Source organism: Dyella japonica (genome assembly GCF_040545895.1).
In the GTDB taxonomy this organism is placed as follows: Bacteria; Pseudomonadota; Gammaproteobacteria; order Xanthomonadales; family Rhodanobacteraceae; genus Dyella; species Dyella japonica_D.
Genome location: NZ_JBEPMU010000006.1, coordinates 393,408 through 409,137 on the forward strand (window position 1 = coordinate 393,408; position 15,730 = coordinate 409,137).

General features: G+C 64.9%; 15 protein-coding genes. 5 read left to right on the forward strand and 10 right to left on the reverse strand.

Annotated elements, in window-relative coordinates; genetic code table 11:
- Positions 1-324, reverse strand: coding sequence for a c-type cytochrome (locus ABIC75_RS20140; protein ID WP_046971176.1), 324 nt, complete (start codon positions 322-324; stop codon positions 1-3).
- A gap of 181 nt (positions 325-505) precedes the next feature.
- Here ABIC75_RS20140 and ABIC75_RS20145 point away from each other — a divergent pair, with 181 nt between their 5' ends.
- Positions 506-1,666: a glycoside hydrolase family 18 protein gene (locus ABIC75_RS20145; protein ID WP_354015678.1), complete on the forward strand. Its 1,161-nt coding sequence runs from the start codon at positions 506-508 to the stop codon at positions 1,664-1,666.
- A 447-nt stretch (positions 1,667-2,113) separates the two neighbouring features.
- Here ABIC75_RS20145 and ABIC75_RS20150 read toward each other — a convergent pair whose 3' ends face one another.
- From ABIC75_RS20150 to ABIC75_RS20165, 4 genes are all read right to left on the reverse strand, one after another.
- Positions 2,114-3,346, reverse strand: coding sequence for a TraB/GumN family protein (locus ABIC75_RS20150; protein WP_354015679.1), 1,233 nt, complete (start codon positions 3,344-3,346; stop codon positions 2,114-2,116).
- A gap of 75 nt (positions 3,347-3,421) precedes the next feature.
- On the reverse strand, positions 3,422-4,312 hold the full coding sequence (locus ABIC75_RS20155) for a carbon-nitrogen hydrolase (RefSeq protein ID WP_354015680.1): 891 nt from the start codon (positions 4,310-4,312) through the stop codon (positions 3,422-3,424).
- Positions 4,313-4,447: 135 nt separating this feature from the next.
- The gene (locus tag ABIC75_RS20160; protein WP_354015681.1) at positions 4,448-5,482 is read right to left on the reverse strand and encodes an agmatine deiminase family protein; all 1,035 of its coding nucleotides are present in this window, start codon (positions 5,480-5,482) and stop codon (positions 4,448-4,450) included.
- 150 nt (positions 5,483-5,632) lie between these two features.
- Positions 5,633-5,968 carry a hypothetical protein gene (locus ABIC75_RS20165; RefSeq protein ID WP_354015782.1) on the reverse strand — a complete coding sequence of 112 codons (336 nt, stop codon included), beginning with the start codon at positions 5,966-5,968 and terminating at the stop codon, positions 5,633-5,635.
- Between the two features lie 233 nt (positions 5,969-6,201).
- Between ABIC75_RS20165 and ABIC75_RS20170 the strand changes: the two genes are divergently transcribed.
- Genes ABIC75_RS20170 through recJ form a run of 3 tightly spaced genes read left to right on the forward strand, consistent with a single transcriptional unit; the run spans position 6,202 to position 10,753 of the window.
- On the forward strand, positions 6,202-8,112 hold the full coding sequence (locus ABIC75_RS20170; RefSeq protein WP_354015682.1) for an ABC-F family ATP-binding cassette domain-containing protein: 1,911 nt from the start codon (positions 6,202-6,204) through the stop codon (positions 8,110-8,112).
- Positions 8,109-9,041 carry a phosphoglycerate mutase gene (locus ABIC75_RS20175; RefSeq protein WP_354015683.1) on the forward strand — a complete coding sequence of 311 codons (933 nt, stop codon included), beginning with the start codon at positions 8,109-8,111 and terminating at the stop codon, positions 9,039-9,041. Before ABIC75_RS20170 ends, ABIC75_RS20175 begins: the two co-directional genes overlap by 4 nt.
- Entirely contained in the window at positions 9,038-10,753 is a 1,716-nt protein-coding gene (gene recJ, locus ABIC75_RS20180; protein ID WP_354015684.1) for a single-stranded-DNA-specific exonuclease RecJ, read from the forward strand. The genes ABIC75_RS20175 and recJ overlap by 4 nt, the downstream gene beginning before the upstream one ends.
- 48 nt (positions 10,754-10,801) lie before the next feature.
- On the opposite strand, the gene ABIC75_RS20185 is transcribed toward recJ, so the two are convergent.
- From ABIC75_RS20185 to ABIC75_RS20200, 4 genes are all read right to left on the reverse strand, one after another.
- A complete protein-coding gene (locus ABIC75_RS20185; protein ID WP_354015685.1) occupies positions 10,802-11,593 on the reverse strand; it encodes a hypothetical protein in 792 nt (263 codons plus the stop codon).
- A gap of 134 nt (positions 11,594-11,727) precedes the next feature.
- Complete coding sequence (locus ABIC75_RS20190) at positions 11,728-12,672, reverse strand: helix-turn-helix transcriptional regulator (RefSeq protein WP_354015686.1); 945 nt, start codon at positions 12,670-12,672, stop codon at positions 11,728-11,730.
- Between the two features lie 201 nt (positions 12,673-12,873).
- Positions 12,874-13,803 (reverse strand): LysR family transcriptional regulator, encoded by a 930-nt coding sequence (locus tag ABIC75_RS20195; RefSeq protein ID WP_354015687.1) that lies wholly within the window; start codon positions 13,801-13,803, stop codon positions 12,874-12,876.
- 143 nt (positions 13,804-13,946) lie between these two features.
- The gene (locus tag ABIC75_RS20200) at positions 13,947-14,258 is read right to left on the reverse strand and encodes a hypothetical protein (RefSeq protein ID WP_354015688.1); all 312 of its coding nucleotides are present in this window, start codon (positions 14,256-14,258) and stop codon (positions 13,947-13,949) included.
- A 224-nt stretch (positions 14,259-14,482) separates the two neighbouring features.
- Between ABIC75_RS20200 and ABIC75_RS20205 the strand changes: the two genes are divergently transcribed.
- A complete protein-coding gene (locus ABIC75_RS20205) occupies positions 14,483-14,725 on the forward strand; it encodes a hypothetical protein (protein WP_354015689.1) in 243 nt (80 codons plus the stop codon).
- 375 nt (positions 14,726-15,100) lie between these two features.
- Here the strand turns inward: ABIC75_RS20205 and ABIC75_RS20210 are convergent, their stop codons facing one another.
- Complete coding sequence (locus ABIC75_RS20210) at positions 15,101-15,700, reverse strand: TetR/AcrR family transcriptional regulator (protein WP_354015690.1); 600 nt, start codon at positions 15,698-15,700, stop codon at positions 15,101-15,103.
- Positions 15,701-15,730: the final 30 nt, after the last annotated feature.

Consider the following 15,730-nt stretch of genomic DNA (forward strand, 5'->3'; position numbering starts at 1 on the left):
TTACTTGGCGAGGCTGGACAGGTAGGCGGCGATGTCCTGGATGTCCTGGTCGGACAGACTCTGCGCCTGGGCCATCATGGTCGGATGCTTGCGCTCGCCGGCCTTGTATTCGTGCAGTGCACTGATGATGTATTGCTGGTTCTGGCCGGCGATGCGCGGCACCGGATAGTTCGGATACGCGTTGGCGTAGCCGGGTACACCATGGCAACCATTGCACGTATAGATCAACTTGCGTCCGGCAGCTTTATCACCCTCGGCATGCACGCTGGCAGTGGCGAAAAGAGCTGCGGCCACGGTCAGGCCAAGCAGTTGCAGTCGAGTCATCAGCATCGTCCCCACGATTCCGGCTGGTACATGGTGAAAGTCCGAAGAAGTATAGTCGTAGCGTTCACGAACGGACAACATGTCGCAAGCCACTGATTCCCATCAGTGCAAGGCCTCAAAGTGGTGGGGCAGGCGCATGTGCGGACCGGCGATGCGCAACGACACACGCAAAGGGCAAACCATGAAAGAAAGGCTTGGCAAAGCGGGAAATCGCCGTGGATGGAAGATCGCCTTGGCCGTCGCGATGACGTTTGGCGCGGCATGGAACATCGCCGGGGCGCAGACCGCACCCCCTGCGGCAGATTACCGCATCGTCGGATACGTGGGCGACGCCAAGCCGCTGCCTCATGTGAGCGCGCAGAAGCTCGACGTCATCAACTATGCCTTTGCGCGGGTCGATGCCAAGGGCGACGTGTCGTTCTCGAGCCCCACCGCCGACCAGACGCTCGCCACCTTCACTGGGCTGCGCAAGATCAACCCCAACCTCAAGATCATCGTTTCCATCGGTGGCTGGGGCGCGGACTATTTTTCCGATGTGGCGCTTACGGCTGCTACGCGCGAGCACATGGCCGATAGCGTGGCTGCCTTCATCGAGAAATATGACGTGGACGGCGCGGACCTGGACTGGGAATATCCCACGCTGCCTGGCCCCGGCATCAGCCACCGTCCCGAGGACAAGCGCAATTTCAGCCTCTTGCTGGAAACGCTGCGCGCTCGCCTCGACAAGCTGGGCGCCGCGCACCAGGGCCGCCACTATCTGCTGACCATCGCTGCCGCCGACGGCGAATTCGTGTCGGGCATCGAGCTAGAACGCGTGTCGCGCTCGCTCGACTGGATCAACCTGATGACCTACGACTTCCACAACAGCCTGACGCCGACCACCGGCCATCATGCGGGTTTGCATCTGCCGGACATCGCTCCGTCGGATGATCGTGCGGGCGACAAGGCGGTGGCGCAGTTCCTTGCGGCCGGCGTGCCGGCGAAGAAGCTCAATCTCGGAGCGGCGTTCTACGGGCGTGCATTTGCCGGCGTCGATCCCGCGCACGACGGCTTGCAGCAGAAGTACGCCAAGTACGTGGGCAGTCCGTCGTGGCAGGAGCTGGTGGCCAGCTATATCGACAAGAACGGCTATGTGCGGCACTGGGATGCGAAGGCGCAGGCGCCGTATCTGTGGAATGCGAAGACGCGCACGTTCGTGACTTACGAGGACCCGGAATCGCTGCGCGCGAAGGCTGCCTTCGTGAAGGCTAAGGGGTTGGGTGGGGTCATGTATTGGGAGCAGAGTTTGGATCGGAATGAGGAGTTGCTGGGGGTGCTTGATGAGGCGCTGGGCAAGCACTGACTTTCGCTCACCACCTCAGTGCCATCACTTGCTCGTCATTCCTGCGAACCCCCAAAGGGGGCGAGAGCAGGAATCCAGTGACTTTGCATTTGATTGTCGCGGTGCGCTGGTCGCTATTTTTGCAGCGCTGCTGCCAGCATGCCGCCTACGCGGCGGGCGCTTCGGACGGCTGCCGCCGCCCGAGTCACTTTTCTCTTGCTGGCCCAAGAGAAAAGTAACCCAAAGAGAATGGCCCCAAGAGCTGGCAGCATCGTGTTGAATACGAGCACGAACGGTAGAGGAACGTCGCGTGGGATCTCCATCGGAGGGTACCCCAGGGGCGCGTAGTGACATTGCGCAACGCGCCCGAATCGCTGAGGACTTAAAGCCGCTGTTCGCGGTGCGCATCACCTCTCCCTCTCCCCTTGTGGGAGAGGGCGGGTGCTCGCGGGAACGCTCAGTTAGCGCTTAAAGCAAGCTCTTCACGATATGAATCCCGGCGGTGTACTCGCCGATGATCGTGCCGAAGCTCACCAGGAAGAAGTTGAGCAGGGTGCGGGCGACGCGGTTGCGCCACCAGCCGCGCCAGTGGCCGATGTCGTCGCGCAGTGTTTCGAAATCGGCTACGCGTGGGCGTCGCACCCAGGCTTCCACCATCGCGCTGATGCCGCCTGACGGAATGCCCGGGCGGAACGGCTTGATGGGGGCTGCAATGAATGCGGCGAGCACGCTCAGCGGATGCGCGCCCGCGATGATGGCGCCTATGGCGGAGAAACCGCCGGTGTAGAGCACCCAGTCACGCAACGCGGCCGTGCCCAACGACGGGCTGCGATGGAAGGCGAAGCCGATGGCGACGAACACGGCCAGCACCAGGCCGATCGCAAGCCACTTCGGCCATGCCGCTTTCGGCGGTGCGGCGGAGAGCGTTGCCGCTTCCGCTGCAGGATCGCCTTGCTGGGTGCGCAATTGTTCGCACAAACCCTTGAGGTGGCCCGCGCCAATCACCACCAGCACGCGGCGGCCTTCGCCGAAACTGGCCTGCGTGGCCTGTTCGCGCAGACGCGCTGCCATGTATGCGTCGCGTTCGGCAATCAGTGCGCGATAGAGCGGCGCGGAATTGGTGGCGAACTCGCTGAAGGCGCTTTCCAGCATGTCGCCTTGCTTGAGTTTTTCGATCTCGGCTTCCTGGATGTTCTCGCGTTCGAACACGCTGGCGATCAGGCCGCCCATCAGGCCGAAGCGTTGCCAGAAACCCACGCTGTGCCAGGCGCGGCGCAACGTCGTGCCCACTTCGCGATCCACCAGCCACACGGGAACGCCGCGTTGATCGGCGCCATCCATGCCTGCCTTCATTTCCGCGCCAGGTTGAATGCCGTACTGCTCGGCAAGGCGTTTCTGGAACGACGACAGCACCAGGCTGGCCGCCACCATGCCGGCCTTGCCCTGGCGTATCACCTGGAACAGGTCCATCTGCTTGAACGCATCCGGATCGCGCATGCCCTGCGCGCGGCTGTCGCACAACTCCACGGCAACCGCATCGAAGGTTTCATGCGCCAGCAGCGCTTCCACCGCTTCCACGCTGGTGCGTGATACGTGCGCCGTGCCAAGCACCACGTATTCCACGCCGTCGCGCGTCACGCGCTCGATCGGCTGGTCGTGCAGTACGGCGGGCAGGGAGTCGGCGATATCGGTCTGGCTCATGCGTGGTGTCGGTGTCGCGCAGGCAAAGACTGCATGGAGAGGCATGGGCGCGACGGCGTCGCGCCGTTGTGGGTTTCAGTCGCGGAAGCGCTTGAGCAGATCGCTGTACGCGTCGATGCGGCGATCGCGCAGGAACGGCCAGATGCGGCGAACGTGTTCGCTGCGAGCCATGTCCACCTCGGTGATCAGCAACTCGCGGCCATCGACGCCGGCTTGCGCCAGGAATTCGCCCTGCGGACCAGCGACGAAGCTGGTGCCCCAGAACTGGATGCCGTTGGTCACGCCGGCCTTGTCCGCCTCGAAGCCGGTGCGGTTGCACGACAGCAGCGGCAAGCCGTTGGCGACGGCGTGGCCGCGCTGCACGGTAACCCAGGCTTCGCGCTGGCGATCCTTCTCGGCCTGGTCGTCCTGCGGATCCCAGCCGATGGCGGTGGGATAGAGCAGCAGGTCGGCGCCGGCCAGCGCCATCAGGCGCGCGGCTTCCGGATACCATTGGTCCCAGCACACCAGCACGCCCAAGCGGCCCACGGACGTGTCGATGGGCTCGAAGCCGATGTCGCCCGGCGTGAAGTAGAACTTCTCATAGAACGCCGGATCGTCGGGGATGTGCATCTTGCGGTACTTGCCCGCGATGGCGGCCGACCGGTCGAACACCACGGCCGTGTTGTGATACAGGCCGGTGGCGCGCTTTTCGAACAGCGAGGCGACCACCACCAGCTTCAGCTCCTCGGCCAGCTTGCCGATGCGCGCCGTGCTGTGGCCCGGAATCGTCTCGGCCAGGTCGAACTCGTCCACCGACTCGCGCTGGCAGAAGTACGGTCCGTTGTGCAGTTCCTGCAGCAGCACCAGTTCCACGCCCTGGGCCGCGGCGTCGCGCAGCCCTGCCTCAATGGCGTCGAGATTGGCATCGCGGCTGCCGCGGTCGGTTTCCTGCAGCAGGGCGACTTTGAGGGTCTTGCGGGTCATCGTGGGGTCTCGGAAAAAGGCTGCCGGGGAGCAGATCGCAGAGTCTAACGGATACGGCCGACCGACCCGGTTTCCGGGGCGGGCGACGATTCACCTATATGGTGTGCCTCGGGCCAGTTTCCACCAGCCCGGCGTTCAGACGATGCCGGCCGGCAACTGCATGGTGATGCAGTGCAGGCTGCCGTTCTGCCAGATCAGTGGGCGGCAGGGCACCTGCACCACCTCGCGGCCCGGGTGGGCTTCGCCGATGATGCGCGCCGCCTCGTTGTCGGCGATGTCGCCATAGGCAGGCACCAGCACGGCATCGTTGACGATCAGGTAGTTCGCATAGGAGGCGGCCAGGCGGCGGCCTTCGTCGACGATGGGCTTGGCCCAGGGCAGGGGATAGAGCGTGTACGGCTTGCCCTCGGGCGTGCGCAGCGCGGCGAGTTCCTCGCCCATGCGCTTGAGCTCGTCGTAGTGCGGATCGCTGCTGTCGTCGCACGCCTGGTAGACGATGCGCTCGCCGGGCGCGAAGCGCGCCAGCGTGTCGATGTGCGCATCGGTGTCGTCGCCTTCGAGGTAACCGTAGTCGAGCCACAGCACGCGCTGCGCATGCAGGCTGTCGCTCAGGATTTCAGTCATCTGCTCGCGCGACTGTTCCGGGTGGCGCTGGGTCAGGCAGCGCCAGGTGGTGAGTACGGTGCCCACGCCATCGCTCTCGATGCCGCCGCCTTCCAGTGCCCAGTCGATGCGCTTGTGCTTGGCCTTGCCGAACACGCCTTCCTGCACGAGGCCGGCGATCAGCGCGTCATCCTGCTCGGCGCCGAACTTGCCGCCCCAGCCGGTGAAGCGGAAATCGGTGAGCTGGTACTGGCCGCCGTCGCCACGTAGCGTGATCGGGCCGGAGTCGCGCAGCCACGTGTCGTCGTACGGCAGCTCGACGAAGCGGATCTTGGAAAGATCCACGCCTTCGCCGTTGAGCAACGCCTGCACGCGCAGTCGCAATTCGTTGCCCGCCACCACGATGATCAGCGGCTGGAAGCGCGTCACGGCGGCCGCCAACGCCACATAGGTGGTTTCCACGTCGGCCAGGCGGTCGGCCCAATCGGTGCCGGCGTGCGGCCAGGCGATCAGAACGGCCGATTGCGGCTCCCATTCCGCCGGAAGGCGAAGGCTGTGGTCGATCATCGTAGGCGGTTCTCTAGCAGCGGGGACAGTCGCCAGGCCGCAGGGGCAGGCGATGAAGGGCGCAGAGTGTAAACGATGCGACGTGACAGGGCGGAAAAGAGAACGCGGCCCGTGTTTCCACGAGCCGCGCCGGTAAAACCTTCGCGCCGGTCAGTTGACCGAAGCGGGATTGGTGTTGTTGCCTGCCGGCGTGTTGAGCACGGCGTGGATCACATGGCTCTTCTCGAAATACACGATGAAATTCGCGTAATCCCAGCGGTTGATCACCGGATGCTTGTCGCTGTCGCCGCCACGGGGCGAGAGCTTGCGCTGCGGAGCACCGTACTTCTTCTCCACCTCGGCCATGCTCATGCCGCGGCCGGGCAGGTCCATATCCTTTTCCTGCTGCACGCGGTTGACGAGCAGGCTGTCCGCATGGGCGACCACCGGTGCGCCAAAGCTGGCGGCCAGCAGGGCGATGGACAGGCTGATGCTGAACTTGCTGATTCCGTACTTGTTCACGGTTCCCCTCTCCGCACAAGGCGTTGCCGCGTCGTTGTAGCAGAACTGCATGGCCTTATCCATGCGAATCTGCGGCGATTGCGACGGCGTGGGCATTCGTCGTGAGGATTAGAACGCGCGGGCCGCTATCATGGGCGGCTGCGGGCATGATGCCCGGTCCCACGAGCCTGCCCCGCGCAGGCCGTATAACGGCACTGAACAGGCTTTAGGCTCCCTCCATGATTTCGTTTCGTCGCTTCGCTCTCCGCCGTGGCAGCCGACTGCTGCTTTCCGACATCGACCTGGTCATCCAGACCGGGTGGCGGCTGGGCGTGGTCGGGCGCAATGGCTGCGGCAAGTCCAGCCTGTTCGCCGCCCTGCAGGGCCAGGTGGAAGCCGACGCCGGCGACCTGGACCTGCCGGCCAAGCTGCGCATGGCCTCGGTGGCCCAGGAAACCCCGTCGCTGCCGGACCCGGCCATCGAATATGTGATGGGCGGCGACGAGGAACTGGCCAAGGCATTGCGCGACGAACTCGATGCGCAGGCACGCGGCGACACCGAAGCCATGGCGCGCGCGCACCATCGCATTGAAGAACTGCACGGCTACGACGCGCGAGCCCGCGCCGGCCGTCTGCTGCACGGCCTGGGCTTTGCGGCCGAGACGCACGAGACGCCGGTGAAGGAATTCTCAGGCGGCTGGCGCGTGCGCCTGAACCTGGCCCGCGCGCTGATGGCGCCCTCGGAGCTGTTGTTGCTCGACGAGCCCACCAACCATCTCGATCTCGACGCGGTGCTGTGGCTGGAAGAATGGCTGCGCCGCTACCAGGGCACCTTGCTGGTGATTTCGCATGACCGCGAATTCCTCGATGGCGTGATCACCCACACGCTGCATCTCAACGATGGCGGCGCCAAGCTCTACACCGGTAACTACAGCGCGTTCGAGCGCCTGCGCGCCGAGCAGTTGCGCCAGCAGCAGATTGCGCATGAGCGCGAACAGGCCGAGCGTGCGCATCTGCAATCGTTCGTTGATCGCTTCAAGGCGAAGGCCAGCAAGGCCAAGCAGGCGCAGTCGCGCGTGAAGCGACTGGAGAAACTTGCCGGCACCGAAGCAGTGCGTGCCGAGCGTCCGTTCCGTTTTCAATTTGCCGTACCCGATCGCCTGCCCGATTCGATGGTGCAGATCGAAGACGTCGACGCCGGCTATCCGGGCGAGAACGGCGCCGCGCCGACCACCATCCTGCGCAACGTGCGTTTCCGCCTGGAAGCGGGCGAGCGCATCGGCCTGCTCGGCCCCAACGGCGCCGGCAAATCCACGCTGGTGAAAACGCTGGTGGGCGAATTGCAGCCGCTGGCGGGCGAGCGCAAGTCGCACAAGGACCTGAAGATCGGCTACTTCGCGCAGCACACGGTGGAGAGCCTGCGCGAAGGCGCTTCGCCATTCGATCATCTGCAAGACAAGGCGCCCGGCGTCGCTGCGCAGTCGCTGCGCGACTTCCTGGGCTCGTGGAATTTCGCCGGCGACCGCGCGTTCGAATCGGTCGACGGGTTCTCCGGCGGCGAGCGCGCACGACTCGCGTTGGCGCTGATCGCCTGGGACAAGCCCAATCTCCTGCTGCTCGACGAGCCGACCAACCATCTTGATCTCGACATGCGCGAAGCGCTCGCCTATGCATTGGCCGAGTTCGACGGCGCGCTGGTGCTGGTGTCGCATGACCGCCATCTGCTCGGCATGGTCAGCGACAGTTTCTGGCGCGTGGCCGACGGCAGTGTGGAGGCCTTCGATGGCGACCTCGACGACTACGCGCGCTGGCTGCGCAGCCGCGGCTCGGAAGCGAAGAAGGCTCGCAACAAGGAGAAGGAAGCCAAGCCCGTCGAGCGCGTGGAAACGCCCGATGAGCGCCGCCGCCGCGTAGCTGCCGAGCGTGACAACGACAAGGCCACCCGTCAGCGCGTGAAAAAGATCGAGACGCGCATTGCCACGCTGGAAGGCGAACTGGCTACGCTAGAAACCAAGCTCGCCGATCCGGCCACCTACAACGGCCCCACGGCGGAGATGATGCGACTGGGTCAGCGCCAGGCCGAACTTCGCGGCGAGAAGGAAACGCTCGAAGTCGAGTGGCTGCAACTCTACGAACAGCTTGAGGCATGAGCGCAGCGATGAACGGTCCGGCTCATCACGCCATCGATGTCTGGCTGCCGAACCTCGCCCGATTCGCGCCCGATCATCCATTGCACGGTTTGCTGCGCAAGGCCGATCGCCTGGCCGACGGCGCGCGCGGCTACATGGCGGGCCTTGGTGAACGTTTTGATCTTCGCCACGCGCTGCCTGCCGGCGCCCTCACGCGCGAACTGATCGCGGGCGATGCCGGCAGCGATCCGTGGTTGTGCGCCGATCCTGCCTGGGTGCAGCCCGACCTCAACGGTGCGCGCCTGCTCGCCTGCGGCCAGATGCAGTTGTCGATGGAAGAGGCCCGGGCACTGGCCGAACCCCTGATGTCTTTGTTCGACGAAGCCGGCATGGCGCTGATGGTGTCCTCACCTGACCATTGGCATGTGCGTTTGCCGGCTGATGTTCCTGTGCCTGAATTCGCTGCGCCTGAGCAGGCGCTGGGCGAAGACTTGTACTACCACCTGCCGCAAGGCGCGGAAGGGCGGCGGTGGCGCATCCTGCTCAACGACGTGCAGGTGATCCTGCACCAGCATCCACTCAATGCCGAGCGACGCCAGCGCGGCTTGCCGCCGGTCAATCACCTGTGGCTGTGGGGCGGTGGCGTGCTGCCGGCCTCGGTGCACACGTCGCTCATGGGCGTCATCGGCGACGATCTTTTGCTGACGGCATTGGCTAAGCGCGCGGGCATTCCTGCGGTCGAGCGCACGGCATCGTCCGTATCCTCCGCCGTGCCGGGCATGCTGATCGATCTGCAGGATCTTCCGGTGGACGATATCGCACAGCGCTGGATGCCCAGCCTGCTCGCGCTGGCAAAACAGCACGCGCTCGAACTCGGCTTCGCCAGTGGCGAGCGCTGGCTGCATCGCCCATGGCACCGTCTGCGCTTCTGGCGTGGGAGCGGCGCATGAAGCGCGTGAACCTGCGTCGACGCGTGCCGCAGGGCGTTCCCGATGGTTGGGGAATGGACGTCCATCCGGTGCTACAGCAAGTGTTCGCGGCGCGTGGCGTGTTGTCGCCGCTGGGTGCGGAGTATCGACTGGCGCGCCTGCTCGCGCCACAGCAACTGGGCGGCATCGAGCAGGCCGTCGCCTTGTTGTCGGAAGCGATTCGCGACGATTGGTCCATCCTGGTCGCCGGCGACTACGATTGCGACGGCGCCACCGGCACCGCCGTGGCCGTGCGCGGATTGCGCATGCTGGGTGCTCGCCGCGTCGACTACGCCGTGCCCAATCGTTTCGTGCATGGCTATGGCTTGAGTCCGGCGCTGGTCGAATCGCTGCAGCCCACGCCGCAACTCATCGTTACCGTGGACAACGGCGTGGCGAGCATCGCTGGCGTGGCGGCTGCGCAGGCGCGCGGCATCCGCGTGATCGTCACCGACCATCATCTGCCAGGCGAACAGTTGCCCACCGCTGATGCCATGGTCAATCCCAATCTTGGCGGCGACACGTTCCCCAGCAAGGCGCTGGCGGGCGTGGGCGTGATGTTCTACCTGCTGCTCGCGTTGCGCGCGTCGCTGCGGGAGCAGGGCGTATTTACCGCTGGTAGCGAGCCCGATCTTTCCGTGCTGCTCGACCTGGTGGCGGTGGGCACGGTGGCCGATCTGGTGCCGCTGGATTTCAACAACCGCGTGCTGGTGGAGGCAGGTCTGCGTCGCGTGCGCAGCGGGCGTGGACACGCCGGCGTGGTCGCCCTGGTGGAAGCCAGCCAACGCAGCGTGTCGGCACTGTGCGCGAGTGATCTTGGCTATGCGATTGGTCCGCGCCTCAACGCGGCCGGTCGACTCGAAGACATGCGCATCGGCGTGGAATGCCTGCTGACCGACGACGCGGTGCAAGCCCGTCGTTACGCCGACCTGCTCAGCTCCATCAACCAGGAACGCCGCGAACTGCAGGCCGCCATGGTGGCCGAGGCGGAAGTGATGGTGTCGCGCACGGCGGACATCGATGCCGTGGGCGTGGCCCTGTTCGAACCGAGCTGGCACGCCGGCGTGGTTGGGTTGGTGGCCTCCAAGCTCAAGGAGCGACTGCACCGCCCGGTGATCGCATTTGCGCCGGCCAGTGAAGACATGCCGGACGAACTGCGCGGTTCCGCACGTTCCATTGCCGGTTTTCATATCCGCGATGCGCTGGCGATGATCGACGCGCGTCATCCCGGCCTGATCGCACGCTTCGGTGGTCACGCGATGGCGGCAGGCTTGAGCATGCGTACGGAGGACTATCCGCGCTTTGCCGAAGCCTTCGACGCCATCGCACGCGAATGGTTGGACGACGACCACCTGCAGGCCGTGCAGCATACCGACGGCGAACTGCCGCCCGGTGCGGCAACGCTGGAACTGGCGCGTCAGCTGCGTGCGGCCGGCCCCTGGGGGCAGGCGTTTCCCGAGCCCGTGTTCGACAACGTATTCGAATGCGCGACCTGGCGCGTGATGGGCGAACGCCACCTGCGCTTGAGCCTGCGCGATCCGCGCGATGGTTCCGTGCACGACGCCGTGATGTTCAACGCCTACGAAGGCACGCCGCCGCCTGCCGTGCTGCGTGCCGCATACGAACTGGTCATCAACGACTGGCAGGGCAGGGAGAGCGCTCGCTTGCTGCTGCGCTACATCGAGCCGGTTTGAAAGTTTGCACGACTTGTTGGTGAAGTGCAGGGCGCGGCGGCGCGTTCCTCAGCGCAGGTCCAGGTAACGCAGCAAGGCGTGATTGGGACGCGCCGACAGCGCATGCACGGACGAGGGCGGTGCAACCTTCCACGCATGGCGAACGCGGATGGCGAGTACGGCGGTATGCATGGCCCTGACGTTTCGCCCCAGGTACCTGCACCACGGATGTTCGAGTGCGACCAGGCTGTCTGCGGTTTGGCGGAGTGCTTCGGTGGACGCTTCCGGCAACGCGCGCATGGCGCGGAAGAGAATGGCCGCCAGGTCGTTGGCGCGCTCTTCGTAGTGCGGTGCCACGCTGGCGGTGAACAGCCACCAGTCGCGCGTTTGCGCGGTGGCGATGTCCAGCGCATCGCAGGCATCGCAGTCCAGTTCCGCGAAGCCCACCTCGTTGCCCATCACTTCCATGTGTTCGGCCCGCGCATAACCGAGATAGCCGCCGTCATGATGGAGCGATGCCATGGCGCAGGCGGCGCGCCGCACCAGAATGTCCTTCACGAAGTGACTGTCGATGGCGTCGAGCTGGGCCGCCAGGTTGCTGCCGGTGCCCATAAGCATGGCGCCTTCGGGATCGTCGCTGCCCATCGCCGCGGTGGTTGAGCGGTACGGCACCGATGCGTGCGGACACAACGGTGCCGCGGCGGCTAGCGCATCGCCGAGCCAGGCATGTCCGCGCCGCGTCATGCTTCGGCGCCAGACCTTGTCCAGGATACGTTCGCGAATGCGCTTCAGCGTGTTGCGTGCCGGACGCGTGACGCGCCGGATGAGCGGCTTGCGACGCGGCGCGAGTGACGTGTTCATGGCGACATGCCTTGGGGTTGGGGAGCCGCCGTGGGGACGGCCGATGCATGCATGTTAGGCGTGCGATTCGGGCGACCTTTTCCGTTGCACCGTGGTTTTTTCCGATTCGCACGACGGCGGTGTCGCGTGGACGTCTAAACGTGTTGCGACCGCAGAGCATCGCAGCGCCACTGGCTGGGTGTCTTGCCGGTGAGACGCTTGAATACCGTAGTGAAGTGCGCCTGCGTGTGGAAACCCACTTCGAGAGCGACATCCAGCATGGAGCGTGGCATGTCTGCCATCAGTTGCTTGGCGTGTTCCATGCGGCACAGCAGCAGGTAGTGATGCGGACGAAAGCCAGTGGCGGCACGGAACTGCGCGGCAAAGTGCATCGGCGACAAACCCGCGGCGGCGGCCATGTCGTTCAAGGTGATGTGTTCGGACAGATGCGCCTTCACGTAGGCGTCGACGCGCTGCAGTCTCCAATGCGGGAGCACGGTCTTCTTGACGGCGCAGGCCAGCGGTGCGGCTGCCGCGCGCAGGTGACGGAGGCGATCCACGAACAGTTCCATCACTTGCGCAGCCGATGCCTGTTCGCGGCTTTCGCCATGCATCTCCAGCAGCGTGCGGGCAAGCTGCAACAGCAGGACATCGCAGGCGGGACCGATGGAGAAGCACGCGCGGCTCGCTTCGTCGGCCGACCAGAACAACTGCACCGGCACAGCCACGTACAGCGCACGGCACGTACCCGGGCAATGCACGCTTACTGATTCGCCGGGACGGCTGACGTAGTAGGAGCCGGCATCGCAGGCGCGTTCCTGCAAGGCGTGGGCATCGCTGCGCAGCGAAAGGCGTGCGTCGTCGAGCAACAGCAACACCGCATAAGAGTTCTGCGGCGTGGTGGCTTCCCACGTGATCGGCGTGGGTTCCTCGTGCGTCGAGACGGACGCCCTGGCCTGCATCGTCGAGGGATCGGCCAGCAGGCTCGTCTGCTTCCAGCTGGCGTTGCTGGCGCAGCGGTCCAACAGGGCGCGAGTGGCGGAGTGGGCCTTGGCGGCGAGCGCCTTGTTCAAGCTGCGGGTGGGGGCAACGGTAGACATGACTTCTCCGTTCCAGCCGAGGAAGGGCTGGTTCGAATGAGAGGAATCGAAGGGTCGGGAAGCGCCTGGCAGGCGGATTCCGGAGGAGAGAGGACGAGCGGAAGCGGTGCGGCTAGGGCCTTGCTTGTGCGTTGCAGCAGAGTGTGTGCTTGTGCCGCGTCGAAAGAAAATACTGTTTCGCTATGCGGGCATATCCGGCGGTTATGGCTCGGCGTCCACCCATTCGGCGCCCTTGAACGCGGACTGGCCCGCCTGGCTGCGGAGAAAGCCCAGCAGTTGGGCCTCGATGGCGGCGGCCGCACGCGTCAGCGGTTTGTCGCGCGAAGTGATCAGGCATGCGGTGAGATAGATCGGCGGCTCGATCGGCGTGGTGGCGATGTCCGCATGCCCCGGCATGTCGGTGAAGTCGCCCTTGGGAAGAATGGCGTGGCCTAGCCCGGTTTCGACGGCCGAGAGCACCACGTCGAACAGATCCGATTCGGCTACGGGCTCGACGTGCAGGCCTGCCGCAGCCAGTTCGCGATCAAGCGCCTTGCGCAACACATTGGTGGGCGTGGGAAGCATCAGCGGCAGTTGGGTGATCCTGGCGAGCGACGTGGATTTCTCCGCCTTGCCCTGTTTGCGGCTGGCCAGATAGAGGCGCTGGCGAAACAGCACGTCGCGCGTGAAGCCGGCTTCCGGCGCGTTCTCGAACACGATGGCCAGGTCGATGGCGTTGGAAGCCACTTTGTCGCGCAGTGTCTCGCTGTCGCCGGTGATGAAGCGCAGCGTCACCTTGGGCAAGGTCGCGCGGCAGATCTCCATCATCTTGCCGGTGAGCGCCGGCGCCATGGTGGAGGCCATGCCGAAGCACACCACGCCCTGGATATCGCCCTGCGCCGAACGCACCACGGCGGGAAGATCATCCACCTGCCGGATCAGCTTGATCGCTTCCTGGTAAAGCACCTCGCCGGCCGCGGTGGGCGTGACGCCACGAGCGCTGCGGTGGAGCAGGGTGACGCCGAATTCGTCTTCCAGTTCGGCAATCTGTTTGCTGAGCGCGGGCTGGGCAATATGGATGAGCGCTGCCGCGCGGGAAAAACTTCCCGCTTCCACGATCCTGGCGAAATAGCGCAAATGCCGGAATTGCACGATGGCGCTCCTGTCGATGGCCAAGCACCTCAGCAGGCGCCCTGTGCGAATGCAGGAATTATCGGGGCTGTCACGGGCAGGCGCCACCGTTGGGCAGTACGCCATCGTGCCTTTACGAAACAGCGGACGTTCGGACGGCCGAATCAGCTGCAGGGGAAGAGCTGATCGAAGGGCGGCTCCGAGATGCCGTACACCGCAATGGAGATGCCTTCGCCGTAGTCGCTGTAGTCGGCGATGTGCACGGAGACGGCCTGCAACTTGCCATCATTGCCGACGACGTGAAGCCCCATCAGCACCTGATCGTCTTCACGGCAGGCGATGAAATCCGGCTGCAGGCGGTTGTAGTGCTGGGAGGCCACGAAGTTGCCGAACGCCGTGGCTCTCAGGCGATCACCGGCTTCGAGCATCGACCAGCCGATCAGCAGGTCGCCACTGAACACCCTATACCAGGACATACGTGATCCTCGCGCACGGTGGTTGTCGTGCGTCGATGCGATGGTCGCGCGATGCGCTGGAGAAATTTTCCACGTTCGCAACGCGATTTCTCGAATGCCACGCCTGTGGTGCATGACGTAGTCAGCACGCGATCGTGCCAATCGACAAAACGGTGCGGGCGTTGAAAAGAAGGCACGCGGCGCGCGCCTTAACGTGGCCCCATCTTTCGATAGGGAGCCGTGCCATGGGTCGCATGAAGAAGACATCGCCGTGCCAGCTTTCGCCCTTCAGCGAGCTGGACAATCGCCTCAGCCTGCTGGAATTGCACGGCACAACGCCGGACGACGTGTGGCGGGCGTTCGAATGTCTGCCGCTGGTGCCGTCGCCGTTGGATAGTGCCGCCGACCGTCGCTGTTGGTGGCAGCACCTGTACGCCATTCTGGAGCGCCATGGCCTGGGCGTAGAGCATGCGTCGCGTTCGACCTGATCAAAGGATCGCGTGATCGTTCATTTTGAAAGCGGGTCGTGCGATTCGAAAATCCAGCAGATGATCATTTCGTCACGCTATGCATGCACCCACCGCATTCCTGCGCGAACGTGCATGCAGGGGCCTGGCACACGGATTGGCTGGCCCGCGCGATTTCTCGAGACGATCTGCCCCCATGGGATTTCACCCCGATCCCGGTCGCTCGAAGGATCGCTACTGCATGCATCCGCACCATCGTGCAACGCGCCACGCGCACGTTCGCACCACCGCGGATTTCTCCCCTGACCGTCGGAACGCGACGCAGGAATGCGGGTGGCGTGCTTCCTTTGTGCACGCATGCATCGAATGGCGACATTCGGTGCATGCAGCGCATGATCAGCTGTAGCCAATCAGGCCTTTTTCCGCGGAAGCGAGCATGGCTTCGAACAGGTCTTCCGGCGTGCTGCCGGGCGGCATGCCGGCGAGCAACGGCGTAAGGCGTCCGTCGAGCAACAGCATGGCGAAGCCATGCACGATGGCCCAACCGCCGGTGACGTAACCCAGTTGCGCCAGCGTCGGGCTGGCGTCCTCGATGCCGCGCGTGAGGGCAAGTTGCTGCATCGCTTCGGTGCGCGCTTCGAGGAGCGACGGGCTCTCCATTTGCAGCCGGTCGGACTGGAACATCAACTGGAACAGGGCGGGGTTGGCGCGCGCAAACGCAAGATAGGCGCGGGCGGCATCCCATACCCGACGCTCAGGCGAACTCTTGATGTCCCTCAGTTGCGCGGAGAGGCGCCGCAGACCCATGGCCGCCAGTTCGGTGAGCAGGCCGGGCAGGTCGCCGAAGTGGTAGCCCGGGGCCGCGTGCGACACGCCTGCCTCGCGCGCGGCGGCACGCAAGGTGAGGGCGAGCAGGCCGTCGCGCCGAAGAATGGTCTCGGCCGCGGTGAGAAGGGCGTCACGAAGGGCGCCATGGTGGTACGGGGTCGCTTTCATGAGGCGCATCTTACCACTGTAAAGATTTTT